Origin of the sequence: Aeromonas sp. QDB62 (assembly GCF_027705695.1) — a bacterium.
Classification (GTDB): Bacteria; Pseudomonadota; Gammaproteobacteria; order Enterobacterales; family Aeromonadaceae; genus Aeromonas; species Aeromonas allosaccharophila.
The window spans coordinates 1-14,788 of sequence record NZ_JAPDCD010000050.1 but is presented as its reverse complement, the minus strand read 5'-3'; the positions used below and the strand labels follow the sequence as shown (position 1 = coordinate 14,788).

Below are 14,788 nucleotides of genomic sequence, written 5' to 3'. Positions count from 1 at the left end.
TTGCCGTCATAACCCACCTGCGCGAAAGCCAAGGTGAGGATGCGGGCCAAGTCGTCAGACTGACGGAACGGCGCATGCCGAGCCTTGCGGGCGCAGCAGGGACCTATCCAGGGTGGTGGGTCAACAGAAGGCGATGCAGCCAAGGTGATGCATCGGCGAGAAAAAGTCCGGCCCGTCAGTCGTCTATCCATTATCTGGCGGGCAGTTTATACAAATGAACCCCGCAGCACTATGCGTAATGTCACGCGAAAGGTGATTACTGCGCATCGTTGTTATTGCAGAGATGAAATGGTCAACGTCTCACGTTAGCGGGCAAAAAAACAAAGGAAAGGCCATGAATTGGGCTTCCCCACGACCTATCCCATTAATCACGGATGAGTAGGTGCCAAAATGTAACCACAAGCGGATTGGTGGTCACGTCTTGCGCTTAGGATTGGCGTCCATGTTCGTCGCTGGGTAAATGACTAAGTAGACATAGCCGTGGCTGCCAAGGGTATCGGCTTCGCAGGTAAAGCCTCCATGCTGGATAGTGATACGTTGCTGGCGCTGGGCATCCAGTTCGCCGGTCAGCAGCTTGGCTTCCAGTTCCTTGATGATGGTAGGTAAGGCAGCCTCCAGCCGGTCTATAGCCTCCTCCTGCCATTCGCCTACCAGTGAGGCCCGATCTGACAGAAAGTGCAGGCGATGATGCTCTTGAATGAGACGAGCCCCAAAGCGCGGCGTCACGTTATGGGGCAAGCCCCACTGCGCAAAAATCCGGGTGGACTGGTCTGGCGCTGCGGGTCGGTGTTCGTCATTGGTGTGGGTGGTTGTCGTGGTCATGATTAGCAATACCTCAGTCGAATGTCTATGCGGGTGCCGGGCACATTGTGGCGCTGGCGCAGTCTGTTCAGATGCTCCGGGAGTTCTGTCAGACTGGCCAGTCGCCCCCGGTAGAGCCGGGAGAGATTGACGTAATCGGGATGGCTCACGGTGATGGTTACCTGATGCCCAGGCTGCCAGCGGCCAAATAGACGGGCTTTGGCCTCTTTGATGGTGGTGATGCCGGGAGCGGATAACGTCTGCCGGTTACGCAGATGCAGTTTATTGAGCTCGGGGGCATAGCGATGCACCTCGAGTCCGGTGATAAGACGGGTCATGTTCGGCGACTCCAATGATGCAAAGGGCCAGCCTGTGAGGGCTGGCCCTTTATGCTGTGTGTGGATGAGCGAGACGGTTGGCGTCAACGAGCGCAGTCAGCCATCTCATTGATAACCAGTTTGCCATTCAGCCGGTCCAGCAGGTGCAGCGAGCCGTATTGAGCCACCAGCCGGTCTATGGCCATCTGGGCGCATGCCGTTCTGCTGGGCTTATTTTCAGGTATTGCGTAACGAGCGGTGAGCCAGCCACCGAGCAGGGCGATGCGGTATCCGCTCGGGATGTGAGTGAGGGACGTTCCTATCCCCCTACCGTGAATGAGGAAGGGCACTGCTTGGCCGCCGATGTCGATATCCATGCGCTGGCCCTTTAGCTCGAAGGTAGTGAGCTCACCGGTCTGCGGGTGCTTGCCCGGTACCTTGATGGTGATGTTTTTTGCCATCTCACACCTCCGGTTTGGCTTCAAAATGGTGGGTCACCGTGCCCGCTTCCGGGTCGATGCTGATAAACGCCGGGGCTTGCGGGTGGTACTGGTAGAGCCGCGCCAGCTCGGTACGAAACGCCTCAACGTTTGGCGCAATCACATGGTGGGTGTCGCCCTCTGCGTAGGTAAAGGTCTCCAGCCTTTCTGTGTTAATCCAGATGCCGAAGTACCACGCATCTTCTTCGGTGTCGTACTGCTGCCAGCCCTGAGCCAGCAGTGTTCGGTCGTAATAGTAGCGGTCAGCCTGATGGCTACCCCGGTCGATGCGGCAGCCGGTCACTGTAAGTTCAAACGGGATACGCCCCGCCTTGTGGGCCTTCTTGACTCTGCGCAGCAGCTTGAGGGCTTTGGCTCTACTACGGCCATTACCGAGTGGTTGCGGCTGCCTGGCCCGCAATCCCAGGTGGGTCATTATCTTCGGCGCGGTGTTGTGGTTGAGCTGACCGATGGCAGTGGTGATCTGCCGAGCGGTCAGGGTCTTGTAATCACGCAGGTCGTGCATGGTTGGGCTTCCTTCAAATGCAAACAGCCCCTCGGAGTGAGGGGCTGTATGGGAGCATGGGTGTGTGCTGGTGGCCGTGGCTCAGGTGTGACTACTCCAATCCGGCTCATTATTGCTGCCATGGTTGACGTAGGCCCCGACAATCACCCGTTGCCACTCGCCGACCGGTTGGCCCGCAGCATTACAGGGGCAACGAAAGCGGGCAAAGTTAATCTCTCGTGGCAGGTGCTCACGCATGTCACGTGGACTGACAAAGAGCATGGTCTTGTACAGCACCGGGTTGGGGGCCACCAGCGGGCCACCAATACGTCGCCCCTCCACATCGTGGGCATAGGCAAAGCCCGGCAGCATCAACTGCTGACTGATGAGCTTGGCAAGCCCTGAGTGAGCACACATGGCCTCCGCTACGGAGGCCTGGCTAAAGCTGTCGTTGAATTCGATCATGGGTGTTTCTCCTTTTCCTCCGGTGAACGGTAAGCAGCTGCCAGCAGCGCAAACTGTTCGACCAGATAGCTGATACTGATGCCCAGTTCATCGCTCACCCCATCCCCTAGACGGTGATGCAGGTGTGCCATGTCATCGGCGACACGTTGGGCTAGGTGGGCCATTGAACTCGGTGGCGAGCTTGCCACTGTCAGGGTGATGTAGAGATCCATCACATCTCTCCCCAGGGTACTTGCTCCCACAGTGACAGCCGGGTCAGCACGTCTTGCGCCAGCGCCTGCTGCAACTGCTGTATTACCTTCACCAGCCGTGGGGCCTGCTCAGGACTCCCGGTCCATTCGCTCGACTGGTACAGGGCGCAGCAGGTGAATTTGTAGAGGGCTACCAGTTCGGCATCGGTGAGTGGTGCCTGGTGGTAACGATGGGCAGGTTTAAGCGGCCCCAGCTTGTTCGAGCGGTGCTGATGTGGTTCCTTGTGGCCCTGCTGACGCCCAAGCTGATAGCGATGCCAAACAGCACGGCGATTGGCGAGCATCATCAACCGTACCAGCCGGTCAACCCGCCACGTCCAGGTGCTGGTCGTGTCTGCTGGCGGCTGCCACCAGAGGGTGCGCAGTAGCTCCAGGGTGTAGTGCGGTGGCATGGGGGCATTGCAAAAGCGATGTAGCTGCACGGCAAAGGCTAGGTAATCCTTGCGGTCAATCATGAAGGCAGACATTGAGTGACTCCTTGAAATGAACAAGGCCACCTGTAGTGAGGTGGCCTTGCTGGGGGGATCGGAATATCCGGATCATGGTGTTGGCGCGGATGATCCGGGTTTGGGGATGCTGGCGTTATTCGTGCGCCTGCTCTGCGTCTGGGTAAGCCGCATCAAACAGGATGGCGTAGAGCGCACAATCAATGCCGTTGACGGTATCGTGATGCAGGTAATAGGGCGGTGCGTCTCGGGAGCGCTCGAAGTAGTCGCCAAAGCAGCTGAGGCATTCGCGGATCTCGATGGTGGATCCCCGCAGCAAGGCCTCTTCAAGCTGCCTGGCATAACCCTCGTCATCACGCGCCTTGGTGACGGCTTTTTCCAGTAATGCCAGCGCCTCCTCGTTGCAGGCAGTAGCCAGACGATGGCGCAGCTTGCTCAGGGTTTCCTCAAGGGAATAGGGGTTAGGTAATCGCATCGCTCATTTCTCTTTTGGAACGGACTAATGGCGCAGCTGATGCAGCAGCGCATCAATAGCCTCGATACTATCGGCCTGGGTGAGCGGGGAGCCGTTAGGCAGGTGAGCCACGATGGCGGGCTCGGTCTGCATCTCGACGTTGTCTGCCAGCCAACAGCGCAACTCGATGAGGATATCGAGGGCGGTGAGGTGGGTTTTGCCTGGGGTCTGGTTCATAGCTGACCTCTTTCGGCCATCGAGACTAAGCCCTCAGCACCGACCACCAGATGGTCAAGCAATCGCACATCGACCAGCGCCAAGGCTTCTTTGAGGGCCTGGGTAAAGACCCTGTCAGATTGACTGGGTTCCGGGTCACCGCTGGGGTGATTGTGCACCGCGATGATGGCCCCACTGTTGAGCAGTATGGCCCGCTTGACCACTTCCCGTGGGTAGATACTGGCGCTGTCCAAGGTGCCGCGAAACAGCTCCTCAAAGGCCAGTACACGATGTTGGGAGTCGAGGAACAGTGCACCAAACACTTCGTGCTCCCGGTCCTGCAGCAGGGTCTGCAGCCGCTCAGCGGCCTCTGTGGTACTGGTGATGGCGGAGCCTTTGGCAAGACGCTTGCGAGCAATCTGATTGGCGATACGCAACAGGTCTTGCTCGGTCACGGGTTCGGTGACGACATAGGTGCCGGGGCATTCCCCGGCTTTGAGTTTGTGGTAACGCATGTGGGGTTCTCCAAATAAACAAAACCCCGGCACACATAAAGCATGTCAGGGTTAAAGGTAGAGCGGTTGTTGGTTCACTGTGAGGGGTGTTCAGTTGGCCTTGGTGGCGGCTTCTGCTCCTGTTCCGGCTGTAGGGGCGCGCTTCACCGGCATCAGCGGTCCGGGGACCAGTACGTTGAGTAGGATAGCGAGCGCAACGCTCAGCCGTTCCGCCAGTTGGTAGGCCGGTCCTATGGTGTCGTAGTCAGCTACCTAGGTGGCCAGCGCCAACCCACTGCCCTCAACAGCCCGCAGGTAGACGCTGTAGTCCTGCACGGTCAGGCCACTGTCACGCACCACCTGAGTTTCCCCCTCTCGATTGATGGCTTCCAGCTCAACGGCTATCGGTTGTTTGGACATCGTGTGTCTCCTCTTGCGGTAAGGGGTCACTCTCCACGCGATAACCGTGATTAGTGCAGGTACGCTGCAGGTCAGCCAGGAAACTTGCCAACACACGGGGTTGCTCGGTGAGAGAAACCGGTCCTGCCTGGCTGCGCCAAAAACAGTGACGAGTGGGGTCCACGCAAATTTCATCTATCGGCTGGCTCATCGTGCGCCAATCCTCGGCATTGGTGAGGGAGAGCAGTTGCCACTGCACCCCAGACCAGCGCAGGTGCAGCGTAACGGTGCGGGCATGGGGGCTATCAGGAGTGATGTGTAGTAACCAGCGCTGGCCACGGTGGCGCGGTTGTATCTTGGCCTTGGCGGCGACCAGTCCCAGCCACTGGCGCGAGGTGTGGGAGAGCGGCAGTTCGTTAGTCATCACACACCTCCTACTCCCCGCTGACCGTGACGGTGAAATATCCCAACTGGGCGTAGCTAATGAAATTGCTCTGCCACAGGGCGAACAGTTCCCGCGCTTCCACGCAGGGCAGTGGTCTCCAGCCCTGCAGATAGTGCTCGTCGCAAGAGAGGTTGAAGTCGAGCTCCTTGCAGAGCTCGGCATCCTGGCCCAGTCCCTGATAACTGAAGTCGGTGATGTAATCGAAGACCCAGCCGTGCAATCCCCGAATAAGCCGCAGCTCTACCGGATGGACGCCACCCGTCTCGGCACTGTAGCCGGGGCTGCGAAAGTTGAAGGTCAGGGTCGAGAGGTCGGTGAGGTCGAACTGTTGTTCCCGCACGACGCTGCGCAGTAAGTCAGGCAGCTCGGGCGAAATCGGCAGGGCCATCCCTGCCAAGTGAAATGGCATGGTCATCTTGGTGTGTCCTTTCGTATCGAATGTGAGACGCGTTAATCCCTGAACCAGCGCCAGGCGCGGTAGAGGCTGTAGGTGGCAGCCAAGGGCGCCGCCAGCGAGGTGGCCGAACTCCCCAGCAACGCACCGACTGCAGCGGTCACCACAGTCGTTGCTGATGGATTCAGTGCCGTGCTGGTGGCCATGCAAGGCAGGGCCGCAAGGGTAGGCTGCCGAGCCACAGAGTGAAGCGCCTGATGTGCGATACACCCCGTAGCAATGAGCTGGTTAATCTGCTTGCTGTAGTGAAAGCCCTCGATACACCAGAGCACGAAGTGCTCGCAGTTGTTAAAGAGCGTGCTGTAGTGCGCCTCTCCAAGACGGGAGTAAGCGCGGTCGATACTCTCCTCCCGGTTGAACGCTCGTGCGCTATGGTGCTGGATGCGATAACCCCGCCCTTGGCTAAACTCGGCAAGCGTGGTGATAGCTATCTGACCGGAATGTATTCCGGCACTGACCCCCTGGTAGTGGATAACCTGATGGTCTCCCAGATAGATACCGTGGTGCTGGTAACCGGTGCGGGGTGAAACGAGGTGGTCCCCCGGTTGTGGTAATGGCATGAACCGTTCCTTAAATAAAATGCGGCATAAAACAGAGGGCACCCGAAGGTGCCCTGATGGTGGTGAATGTGTGGAGGCTGGTGGTCAGGACTGCTTGCGCAGCGTTAAGCTGTTGGCATCCCATACCCAGCGCTGACGAGGATTGCCGGGCAGGTCGAGGGTGAAACCGTTGGGGGCGGGGGTCAGCTTGCCTTCGTCGCTGCAGGTACCAAAGGGCTGTGAAAGCATGGTCAGCGCCCCCGTCTGAGCGACCGCGAACTGATAGAGTACCGGGCATGCCACACCGCCACTGTGCAGCTCAAACAAGACCGCCTGCCCATTGGCCAGCGGCAATCGGTGCGTGAGCTTGATGGCGTCATATTCATCGGTGCGCAGCAGCACCTCACCCCCATGCCGGATCTCGATGTTGTAATCGTCATTTTTCACGATGGTAAATGACGCGGTACTTGATGCGGCTGACGAGGGTGCAAAGGAGGGTTCGAAGTAACGGCTACCATCCGAGTAGGTCAGCATCATGCCGTTCAGTGAAACCGGCTGGCTGACACTGGGGATGAGCCTTGGCTCATCTTCATCCAGCGGCATCAACATGATGCGTTCCCCTTTCGAGGTCTCTATCCAAAACTGCATGCTGGCGAAATTGAGGGTGCCCTCAACGTTGGCCGGTACCCGTTTAGTGACCGTTGGCACAGTGAACTGGGGCGCAGCCCAGGTCGGTAAGGCAAACAACGACAACCATGTGCACCACAGTGCCAGTTTGATTTTTTCTGTCATGTCACTCTCCAGACGACTTATTCAATGGTGTAAGAGGCATTGCCCAGATTGGTGAAGAGGGTCACCTCCCTCAATCGGCACGGCTCGGTCATGACCAGCCGCCAGCTTTCGATGTAATTGAGCTTGAGTGGGAAATGGGTCCCCCCAAGCTGACCACCGATGTCATTGCGCAGCATCACCCGGCAGTCAGAGGGGGCTATACAATTTCCTTGGTGAAAGCGAGGCTCGTCACATTTTGAGAGAGCGCAGCGCCCCTTCTTTGGCGGCTAACATTTTGATGAATTCAGGGGCCCACTTCCTTCCCGTAACAATATCAATAATCGTCCTGTCGCTCATCTTAGGTACGTTATAAATGAGCTTGATGATAAGGCCACCCAAGCTATTGCCATTTATAGTTGTAAGCGTTTTCCAAAGTCCCATATTACCAACCTTCATGATTCAATTTTGACCATTAACATGTGCATCCGATAATCAACTATCTCTGCAAATCAACCAGTAAAGTAATCCGGCTAAAATCGGGTCAATTATAAGTCCGAGAATGAACCAGCCCCAGAATGAGCGTCCGTTACCAGCCGCAACAAATCCCAGTAATAAAGCAAGTCCAACCCAGATCAGGACTAATGGCATGAGGAGTCTCCTGTAATGTGTAAATGGCAAAAGAAAGCCGGGCCGATAAGGCGAATCTATCGGGTAGGCGAGACATTCGAGTAATGTCAGTGGGAGTGCTGGATCGATAACCAGACTCAGTCAACAAAGTGGCCAGAGGTGAGATCGTGCCGAACTCCTTTCGATGTTGGGGTGACTACTTCACTAAATTAGATCTAATGAGGTGATCCTCACCCCAAAGAGTCCTTAATGTCAATGAGTCCATGGCCAACCATACAGGTTGACTGGAGGACTTATGACAGACATCAACTTTGACGATCTAGCCAAAAGCGTCGGTAAAGCGATTGGACGGCAACGCCAACAAGCGGGACTGACCCAGGATCAAGTCGCAGAGCACCTGGATATCGGGATGGAAGCGGTCTCTCGGATGGAGCGGGGAAAAGTGGTGCCTACCGTGGTGCGGTTGGCAGAGCTCGCCCAGCTGTTTGAGTGTGAGCTTGCAGACTTCCTGCGTGAGACCAGCAACCGCCCCACCGAACAAGGCATTGTGCTCAGCCAACAGTTGGCTAAGCTCGATACAGAGGACAGAGCGCTGGTGCTGGAGGTGGTAGATAAGCTGGTGGCACGATTGGCGCCTTAACAGCTCGCAGTGCGCATCTGTGACTGACTGTCACCCGATGCCAGGGTCAATAACTTGGGAGGCCGTAATGGCGCTCCCAAGCAGCTTCACAGCGATATCTGTTTACTCTCCCTTGATGATATCTATCTGAGTTTCTTTTCAATCGAACCGACAAAGTACTAACCGAGGTCTGCCAAGGCGAGGTTGGCGCGATGGTGTCTCCATACGCCCGAAGGTCCGACGACCGGCTGGCAATACCGCCAATATCTGCGTATCCAGCTTGGTCAGATAACTCAGTGCATTAATCAGGTTTATACGCTTGGCTGTATCGCTGTAGTGGACCATCCCAATCCCATCAGTACCCCATTCCCGATAATCCTCCCGCCTGACCTGACAGTTGAAATAGCTCCCGTTATTGTCGGACATATCTTCCCACAGCTCACCCAGCGCTATACCCAGCGAGATATCTCGTTGGTGAATAGCCCCATTAAAAAAGCACGTAATGTGGGTATGGAAACGTCTATCAACACCGAACTCCAGTTTCCAGATATACCCTACCAATGCAGGATATTTGTTCTGTACTCGACGAAGGTAACAATTCCGATCTTCCGTCACGAGGTCTAACGTGAGCTGGTCGTAGTAGTCTTCGTGATAGCCGATATCCAATCGGATGACTAATAGCTTGGCATGCTGGTCGAATAGGCTATTAACATACGTCGCTATACTGAGCTGATTGCGGTTCTTAGCGCGTTTGAGGTTATTGAGGCGCTTACGGTGCGCCTTACTCTTGAACTCTCTTAGAAACGCATACAGCGCGTTATTAATATCCCTGGCTAATTCGTCACCGACATCACTATCGAGAGATCTCTCATGGATGAGGTGCAATCCATAAACCTCTCGCATATGCGTTAGGAATAGCGCTACCGTTGGATGCGCTGACGATACCTCCTCATGACAATAAAAATAATCACATACGGTATCCAACGCATTAAAGAGTTTGGTTGATAGCCTACGACCAATGCAAGTAATGCGTGACTTACCTGGGGCTGAATAAACAGCCCTGACAATAGGAAGCGCTGTATTTTGGAGTCGGTCTGTTAAGGTTAGGATATCTAATAGTCTGACTGAGTTAAACATGAAGGCCTCGTTTAGGCAGGAGTAACCCTACGCTGTGTGATAGACACACGCGTATATAGGGACGATTAGTGGAATGGTATTGGCTAACTATGCTGGTGGTAGCATGACCACCACATGGGAGTGGTGTAATGGTACGCGATAGTGGTAATGGTTATTGGGTGTATATGGGTGGCTGTACATAGCGTAGGAATAGTATTGAATAGAAGTAATGTTTAATGAATGGTAGTGATATCAAATAATAAATATACCTAAACGTGATACGCATGCCTTACCTACGAAAACGCCAAAAACATATATAAGAAGGCATGGCTATTTCCCTAACCCATGAGCCTATCAAGGCATGATTTATAACACTGGAAGTTATGGAGCTCACTAGGGATGGAAAAAATGTATTCAAGACTGGCTGCGATGAATAAGCCAGCTATCAACATCGTGTTCAAACCAACCAATAGAGGACTGACCTATCTTGAAGGGTTTGGGGAATGTCTCGTCATAACGAGGGGACTTGGGATTAAGCCAGTCATAGATAGTAGACCTAGACATGCCAATCTTGTTGATGAGGTCTTTGATGCGCAGGACTTTGATGGTGTTGTTCATGGTGTACTCCTGATGATGTAGTGGGTTGTTTCATCAGAAGAGCGGGCCAGTGAAAAAAAAGATGGTAGTTCAGCGAGCTGAGTGGTCATGATGCCAAATACAAGTATGTGCCTTCATATTGGTAGCTTTCTATGGTTTGGAATGGTCACCCTCTCGGTGCACATAGGTAGCGATAGCCGGAGTAGTAGCCATAGGTAGGAGCATGCACATAGCCCATGGAGAATGAGTGAAAATTCAGATGAGCTTCGCTTTGCCATGCAAAGTCACTTCCCATGTTAAGTGTGATCATGGTTATGTACCGTGATTTTTAGCTAAGTGTGCGAAGCAGACATCTAGAAGTCCGCCATTTACTTCTTTGCATTTTTATCGTGATATTCAGCCGGAGTTATGGTTATTTGATAGACAAGTAATTCATCATCACAGCTAGTGACGTAAAAGGAGAATACTCATGACTGACGAAATTGATGTGATAGCAAAAGAAGAAAGGAGGAAGGTAGATAAGGGAGAAACAGAAGAGATACTTAAAAAGTTTTCAATTTATGAATATAGTGACTCCCTACTGAAAGCAGCTAAAAGAAATAGGACATATGCCCATATTGCAGCTACGATCAGTAGAGGTTTTATGCTCAAAACATCTGAAATTGATGACTATAGACTTCATTTTATAAAATCTTTTGGGGTGAATCGGCGCCATTACCTGAAAAGAAGTCGGATTGTTTCGGGTGACGCTGATTTCTTTGAACGAATTTTTATGTTGCTTAGATATATTGGGACTATTCGAAAATACAGTTACTACCATTTACCTATGATTGGTCGGCGGATTTTTGAAATAAGTAATTTGGAAGATGAGCAGAGTGTTAGCAAGGCATTCGAATTAATAAAAGATAGAATGGTAAGTCAAAAGGATTTATTGCCTGTGTATAGTGCGGCACAGAAGAAAGAGATTAGAAAGATACTTAGAAAGCTAATTTTGTCAAATATTAATGCATTTATTTCAGATGAAGACTTTGGGAGGCGTTTCAATGTGCATCCTGCAGTGCCATACTTTATTAAAGCTATAAAGTTTCATAGACTGTCAATTGATGGTAATATTGATTTCAATGAATATTATTCAGATGATGTTATTGGTGGGTTGGTAAGCTTTCTTAACGTTGTCTTTGACTCGAACAGCTATAAAGAAAGTGTAAGGGTGAGAGTGTTTAATGTTGAGCAAAATATTAAATCCATCTTTGGCTACGTAAAAGAAAAAGAGGAAGGAAAAGCTCATTATGTGGTCAGATTTAGTTTGGGTTTCAAACCAGAGATAGAGAATATGTATGCTGAAGATGATGACATCCATATCGAGTCTAGTAATGTAGCTACACCGTCTGAAAAAAAAGACTTGGATAAAGATCCATTGAAAATGTCTTCCCAAACCGAAGGCTTCAAATACAAGCTAGAAGAGTTAGTCGATGGGCGGCGCAAGCTCTTTATAAACTGCTCGAGAAACCCATTATTTAGGCATGTGGATGGATATATTTGGAAGTTGGACTATTGCTCTATCAGAGGATACTACATGCATGTTTTTTTGTTTTTAGGTCGAGGCTGGGAGCATAAACTTGACATAAGAGAGACGATGGGGCAACTCTGGAAAAGCACTATCATAAAGGACGGTAAAGGGGATGTTTTTGCTTATCCTGGAGATAGGTATGAGTTTAATTTAATGGATGGTGACAATAGTTGCCATGCTTTATATGAAGAGTTAGAGGCTCTATTTAGGCAGGATATTTTAGCCCATGTAGACACAACCCGTTCAAATGGTAAAAAAGCACGTTCTTTTGGCAAGGGATCGCAACACAAGCCAGTAAGGAATAGATCTAAATATAAATTTTCGCAACAGCCTAAGGATTAAGATAAATCCACAAAATTGAGCCGTGGATTACTCACGCCAGCTAAAAAAACAAAATTCGCAACTTTTTGCGTTATACTTTCATGGCTTGAGCGAAGTATTGCTCGAATCTGTGCTTTCTGACATGCCAGAGGCGATAAGGGCGAGTATGCCAAGTGGCAAAGGGTCTATCAGGATCACCGGCAGCAGACCACCTGACAGGCAAGGCTAATGGCCAGGGAAGGCGCCGCATCAGCTTTGTGCTCATCAGGTGGCTGCGTAGCATAACGGAGCAGACAACAAGATGGCACTAGCTGTACAGGCTGGGTAAAAATACATGGAGGGTAAACCCGGTGTACCCTCCATAGGCACAGTCTACAAATCACTGAAGAAAGTGCTGTGCTCCCCTACCCCACTTGTAGATGCACAATATTGTCTGGCGGTTGTTCTGATGGGTTTAAAATCCCTCCCCACAACTCCAGCGCCATTTTTTGTTCCGGTAACCGAACCGTATGAACATAGTGAGCCATTACACCAGGTAGAGCATGGCCTAAAATTTGTTCCACGACATGAGGGGCAATCCCAGCCTCGTTTAGGCGGGTCGCCAAGCTCCTTCGCAGATCGTGCCATGTCCAAGGGGCGCTATGCCCGAGCCGCTTCCAAATCCCCCTTCCCCACTGACTTACCGCTTCTGGTCGCTTGAGTTCCCCTAGCAAGTATGGGGATGACTGTGCGGCGGCGGCTTTCAGCAAGGCGTCTATCGTCGGCCGAATAAAATCAGGTATTGGTCTCACGATTTTATTACCTGTTTTTGAGTTAGACGCAGGTACTGTCCATGTACCTTCGGCTAGATTCCATTCTTCGGGTGCTGATAGCCGAGCTTCTTGAGTTCTTGCACCGAACGACAATAGAATCTTGGCCAAATTTCCGTAGTAGCAATATGGACCTAGCTTCTCAGCCCAATCCCATAGTGTTCGCAGTTCTTCTAGCGTCAGAACCCTATCTCGCTTACTTGCTTTTTGCCCAACATCAGCGACGGTCAAGTCATCCAATGCATTACTCACTGCAAACTGTCTGACACGGCAAAACTTCAGAGCATGCTTACAGTTTTGGAAACAATACCCACTAGCCACAGGTGCTACCTTCGAGTATTCGTCAAAGACGCTCAACCAGTGACGAGTATCACAATCTGACAAAGGAAGATCTCCGATACGGGGATAGACCCACTTAGCAAATTGCTGGCGATGCTTCTCACTGTTCGACCTTTTCTTATCGGCGTGATGGCAGAGCCAATACTCGAGTGCATCTTTAACCGTGACAGGCTTAAGCCTTTCATCTTTCCCGATCCTAGTCATCAAGGCGGGATCATTGCCCTCTTCCAACCAAGCTCGACATTGCGCCGCCTTTTTCCTTGCCTCGGAAAGCGACAGCCCCCCCTCTTGGCCGGTATAGGATCCCAGAGTCAGATTTTTTGCCTTGCCTAAAATTCGATAGCGGTACACAAAGCTGACTTTTCCGCTATTCCTCCACAGAACAGATAGCCCATCTCTGTCTGCAACCTTTCTGGGTGTATCATCATCGTGACCACGCAGCATTGCTTTGAGTTTTGAATCTGAGATTGCCATTTTGAACCCACATTTGAACCCACACTTGTCTTATATATCCTAAGATGGCTTTAGACAAGAAAGGTAATTTTAAAGATAAAAATCAGATAGATAGACTACACTTGGGGGCGACATCAAACAGCATTAGACAGATAGTGTGATAATACGGCATGAACTGATTGCTGGCCGCGAGCCGCGACGGCGGTTCAAGGCAGATGCGAAAGGCGCCAGGTAGCAATACCTGGCGCCTTTCCTTTATGCTCTCCCCTCCATTTCACCATGACGACCCCGATGAACCGCACTCCCCTGCTGCTGATGGTACTGGTCACCCTGCTGGCCGCCGCTGGCTGGCTCTTCTCGAAAGAGGCGATCCGCGAACTGCCCCCTGCCGCCTTTATCGGCAGCCGCTTCCTGCTGGCCGCCCTGCTGTTGCTCCCCTTGGCTTGGTTGCGTGAACCACCGCCCACCCGTGCCCAACTGCTGCGCGCTGCAGGATGCGGCACATTGCTCGGCGCCAGCCTGCTGCTATGGGTCACCGCCATCAGCCAGAGCGATGCACTGGGCAGCGGCGCCTTTATCATGAGCGTCGCCACCCTGATGGCACCGCTGGCCGCCTGGGGAGCCTTTCGGGCCAAGCCCGGCCGCCACTACTGGCTCACTCTGCCCATCGCCATCGCCGGTTTGCTGCTGCTCTCCAGCAGCACTCACTGGGGTGGAGATCGCCCCGAACAAACGGGCGTGTCGCTCTCGCTGTTCTGGTTTCTGGCGGCGGCCACCACCCTCGGCATCCAGCTCGCCGTCCATCGCCACTTTGCCCAGTCCATTGCCCCCACCTGGCTCACCTGCATCCAGCTGGCGATGACCAGCCTGCTCGGCACCCTGCTCTCCCTGCTGACCGAGCAGTGGCCCGAGGCAGGGGTCAGCCACGGCATCTGGGGCTGGTTTGCCGCGAGCGTCTTGATCGCCACCACATTGCGCTACTGGCTGCTCACCCATGCATTGAGCAAGATGACCACCGCCCACGCCGCCCTGATGATGCTGCTGGAGCCGGTCTGGACTCTGCTGCTGAGCACCCTCTTCTATAGCGAACCGCTCGGTGGCGCCAAACTGGCCGGTGCCGGACTGGTGCTCGGAGCCCTGGTGCTCTACCAGCTCCCCCTGCTGTTGCGCAGTGCCAGGCTAAAGCCCACCACCTGAGTACCGATAGCGGGTACCACTGACTACATAACCTGAACTCGGGATAAAAAACGGCGTAAAAAATGAACTCAATGCCCGTTCCAAGATCTGATCCTGCAGTGACA

23 protein-coding genes are annotated in these 14,788 nt (G+C 52.9%); 3 read left to right on the top strand and 20 right to left on the bottom strand.

The annotated features are described in order from the left end of the window. Positions 1-414: 414 nt before the first annotated feature. From OKC27_RS19725 to OKC27_RS19645, 17 genes are all read right to left on the bottom strand, one after another. Positions 415-822, bottom strand: a complete 408-nt coding sequence (locus OKC27_RS19725) for a type IV toxin-antitoxin system YeeU family antitoxin (RefSeq protein ID WP_201980526.1) — start codon at positions 820-822, stop codon at positions 415-417. A 2-nt stretch (positions 823-824) separates the two neighbouring features. Next, a complete protein-coding gene (locus tag OKC27_RS19720; protein WP_201980522.1) occupies positions 825-1,139 on the bottom strand; it encodes a hypothetical protein in 315 nt (104 codons plus the stop codon). An 83-nt stretch (positions 1,140-1,222) separates the two neighbouring features. Further along, positions 1,223-1,579, bottom strand: coding sequence for a hypothetical protein (locus OKC27_RS19715; RefSeq protein ID WP_270806632.1), 357 nt, complete (start codon positions 1,577-1,579; stop codon positions 1,223-1,225). Position 1,580: 1 nt separating this feature from the next. Further along, positions 1,581-2,123, bottom strand: a complete 543-nt coding sequence (locus OKC27_RS19710; RefSeq protein WP_103828994.1) for a hypothetical protein — start codon at positions 2,121-2,123, stop codon at positions 1,581-1,583. An 81-nt stretch (positions 2,124-2,204) separates the two neighbouring features. Continuing rightward, on the bottom strand, positions 2,205-2,567 hold the full coding sequence (locus tag OKC27_RS19705; protein WP_201883652.1) for a hypothetical protein: 363 nt from the start codon (positions 2,565-2,567) through the stop codon (positions 2,205-2,207). Then, positions 2,564-2,779, bottom strand: coding sequence for a hypothetical protein (locus OKC27_RS19700; RefSeq protein ID WP_029303599.1), 216 nt, complete (start codon positions 2,777-2,779; stop codon positions 2,564-2,566). Before OKC27_RS19700 ends, OKC27_RS19705 begins: the two co-directional genes overlap by 4 nt. After that, entirely contained in the window at positions 2,779-3,285 is a 507-nt protein-coding gene (locus tag OKC27_RS19695; protein WP_270806631.1) for a hypothetical protein, read from the bottom strand. The genes OKC27_RS19700 and OKC27_RS19695 overlap by 1 nt, the downstream gene beginning before the upstream one ends. A 115-nt stretch (positions 3,286-3,400) precedes the next feature. Beyond that, a complete protein-coding gene (locus tag OKC27_RS19690) occupies positions 3,401-3,739 on the bottom strand; it encodes a hypothetical protein (RefSeq protein ID WP_192873243.1) in 339 nt (112 codons plus the stop codon). Between the two features lie 24 nt (positions 3,740-3,763). Then, positions 3,764-3,955 (bottom strand): hypothetical protein, encoded by a 192-nt coding sequence (locus OKC27_RS19685; RefSeq protein WP_029303518.1) that lies wholly within the window; start codon positions 3,953-3,955, stop codon positions 3,764-3,766. Beyond that, complete coding sequence (radC, locus tag OKC27_RS19680) at positions 3,952-4,449, bottom strand: RadC family protein (RefSeq protein ID WP_042045083.1); 498 nt, start codon at positions 4,447-4,449, stop codon at positions 3,952-3,954. Before radC ends, OKC27_RS19685 begins: the two co-directional genes overlap by 4 nt. Before the next feature lie 252 nt (positions 4,450-4,701). Continuing rightward, complete coding sequence (locus OKC27_RS19675) at positions 4,702-4,848, bottom strand: hypothetical protein (RefSeq protein ID WP_225159555.1); 147 nt, start codon at positions 4,846-4,848, stop codon at positions 4,702-4,704. Then, positions 4,823-5,251: a hypothetical protein gene (locus OKC27_RS19670; protein WP_049636782.1), complete on the bottom strand. Its 429-nt coding sequence runs from the start codon at positions 5,249-5,251 to the stop codon at positions 4,823-4,825. The genes OKC27_RS19675 and OKC27_RS19670 overlap by 26 nt, the downstream gene beginning before the upstream one ends. 10 nt (positions 5,252-5,261) lie before the next feature. Continuing rightward, positions 5,262-5,687, bottom strand: a complete 426-nt coding sequence (locus tag OKC27_RS19665) for a DUF2787 family protein (protein ID WP_270806630.1) — start codon at positions 5,685-5,687, stop codon at positions 5,262-5,264. Positions 5,688-5,722: 35 nt separating this feature from the next. Beyond that, complete coding sequence (locus OKC27_RS19660) at positions 5,723-6,286, bottom strand: lecithin retinol acyltransferase family protein (RefSeq protein WP_201983868.1); 564 nt, start codon at positions 6,284-6,286, stop codon at positions 5,723-5,725. An 84-nt stretch (positions 6,287-6,370) separates the two neighbouring features. After that, positions 6,371-7,057 carry a hypothetical protein gene (locus OKC27_RS19655; RefSeq protein ID WP_270806629.1) on the bottom strand — a complete coding sequence of 229 codons (687 nt, stop codon included), beginning with the start codon at positions 7,055-7,057 and terminating at the stop codon, positions 6,371-6,373. Positions 7,058-7,285: 228 nt separating this feature from the next. Further along, positions 7,286-7,477, bottom strand: a complete 192-nt coding sequence (locus OKC27_RS19650) for a hypothetical protein (RefSeq protein ID WP_043851829.1) — start codon at positions 7,475-7,477, stop codon at positions 7,286-7,288. Positions 7,478-7,528: 51 nt separating this feature from the next. Beyond that, positions 7,529-7,684, bottom strand: coding sequence for a hypothetical protein (locus OKC27_RS19645; RefSeq protein WP_113721835.1), 156 nt, complete (start codon positions 7,682-7,684; stop codon positions 7,529-7,531). 274 nt (positions 7,685-7,958) lie between these two features. On the opposite strand from OKC27_RS19645, the gene OKC27_RS19640 reads away from it, so the two are divergent. Continuing rightward, positions 7,959-8,303, top strand: coding sequence for a helix-turn-helix domain-containing protein (locus tag OKC27_RS19640; RefSeq protein WP_043851830.1), 345 nt, complete (start codon positions 7,959-7,961; stop codon positions 8,301-8,303). A 138-nt stretch (positions 8,304-8,441) separates the two neighbouring features. On the opposite strand, the gene OKC27_RS19635 is transcribed toward OKC27_RS19640, so the two are convergent. Both OKC27_RS19635 and OKC27_RS19630 read right to left on the bottom strand, forming a co-directional pair. Continuing rightward, entirely contained in the window at positions 8,442-9,419 is a 978-nt protein-coding gene (locus OKC27_RS19635) for a YagK/YfjJ domain-containing protein (protein WP_270806628.1), read from the bottom strand. A 393-nt stretch (positions 9,420-9,812) separates the two neighbouring features. After that, entirely contained in the window at positions 9,813-10,016 is a 204-nt protein-coding gene (locus tag OKC27_RS19630; RefSeq protein WP_034165687.1) for a helix-turn-helix transcriptional regulator, read from the bottom strand. Positions 10,017-10,464: 448 nt separating this feature from the next. Between OKC27_RS19630 and OKC27_RS19625 the strand changes: the two genes are divergently transcribed. Further along, a complete protein-coding gene (locus tag OKC27_RS19625; RefSeq protein ID WP_270806627.1) occupies positions 10,465-11,907 on the top strand; it encodes a hypothetical protein in 1,443 nt (480 codons plus the stop codon). Positions 11,908-12,290: 383 nt separating this feature from the next. On the opposite strand, the gene OKC27_RS19620 is transcribed toward OKC27_RS19625, so the two are convergent. Next, positions 12,291-13,508, bottom strand: coding sequence for a tyrosine-type recombinase/integrase (locus OKC27_RS19620; protein ID WP_077098358.1), 1,218 nt, complete (start codon positions 13,506-13,508; stop codon positions 12,291-12,293). A 270-nt stretch (positions 13,509-13,778) separates the two neighbouring features. Between OKC27_RS19620 and OKC27_RS19615 the strand changes: the two genes are divergently transcribed. Beyond that, positions 13,779-14,684 carry a DMT family transporter gene (locus tag OKC27_RS19615; RefSeq protein ID WP_182938890.1) on the top strand — a complete coding sequence of 302 codons (906 nt, stop codon included), beginning with the start codon at positions 13,779-13,781 and terminating at the stop codon, positions 14,682-14,684. Positions 14,685-14,788: the final 104 nt, after the last annotated feature.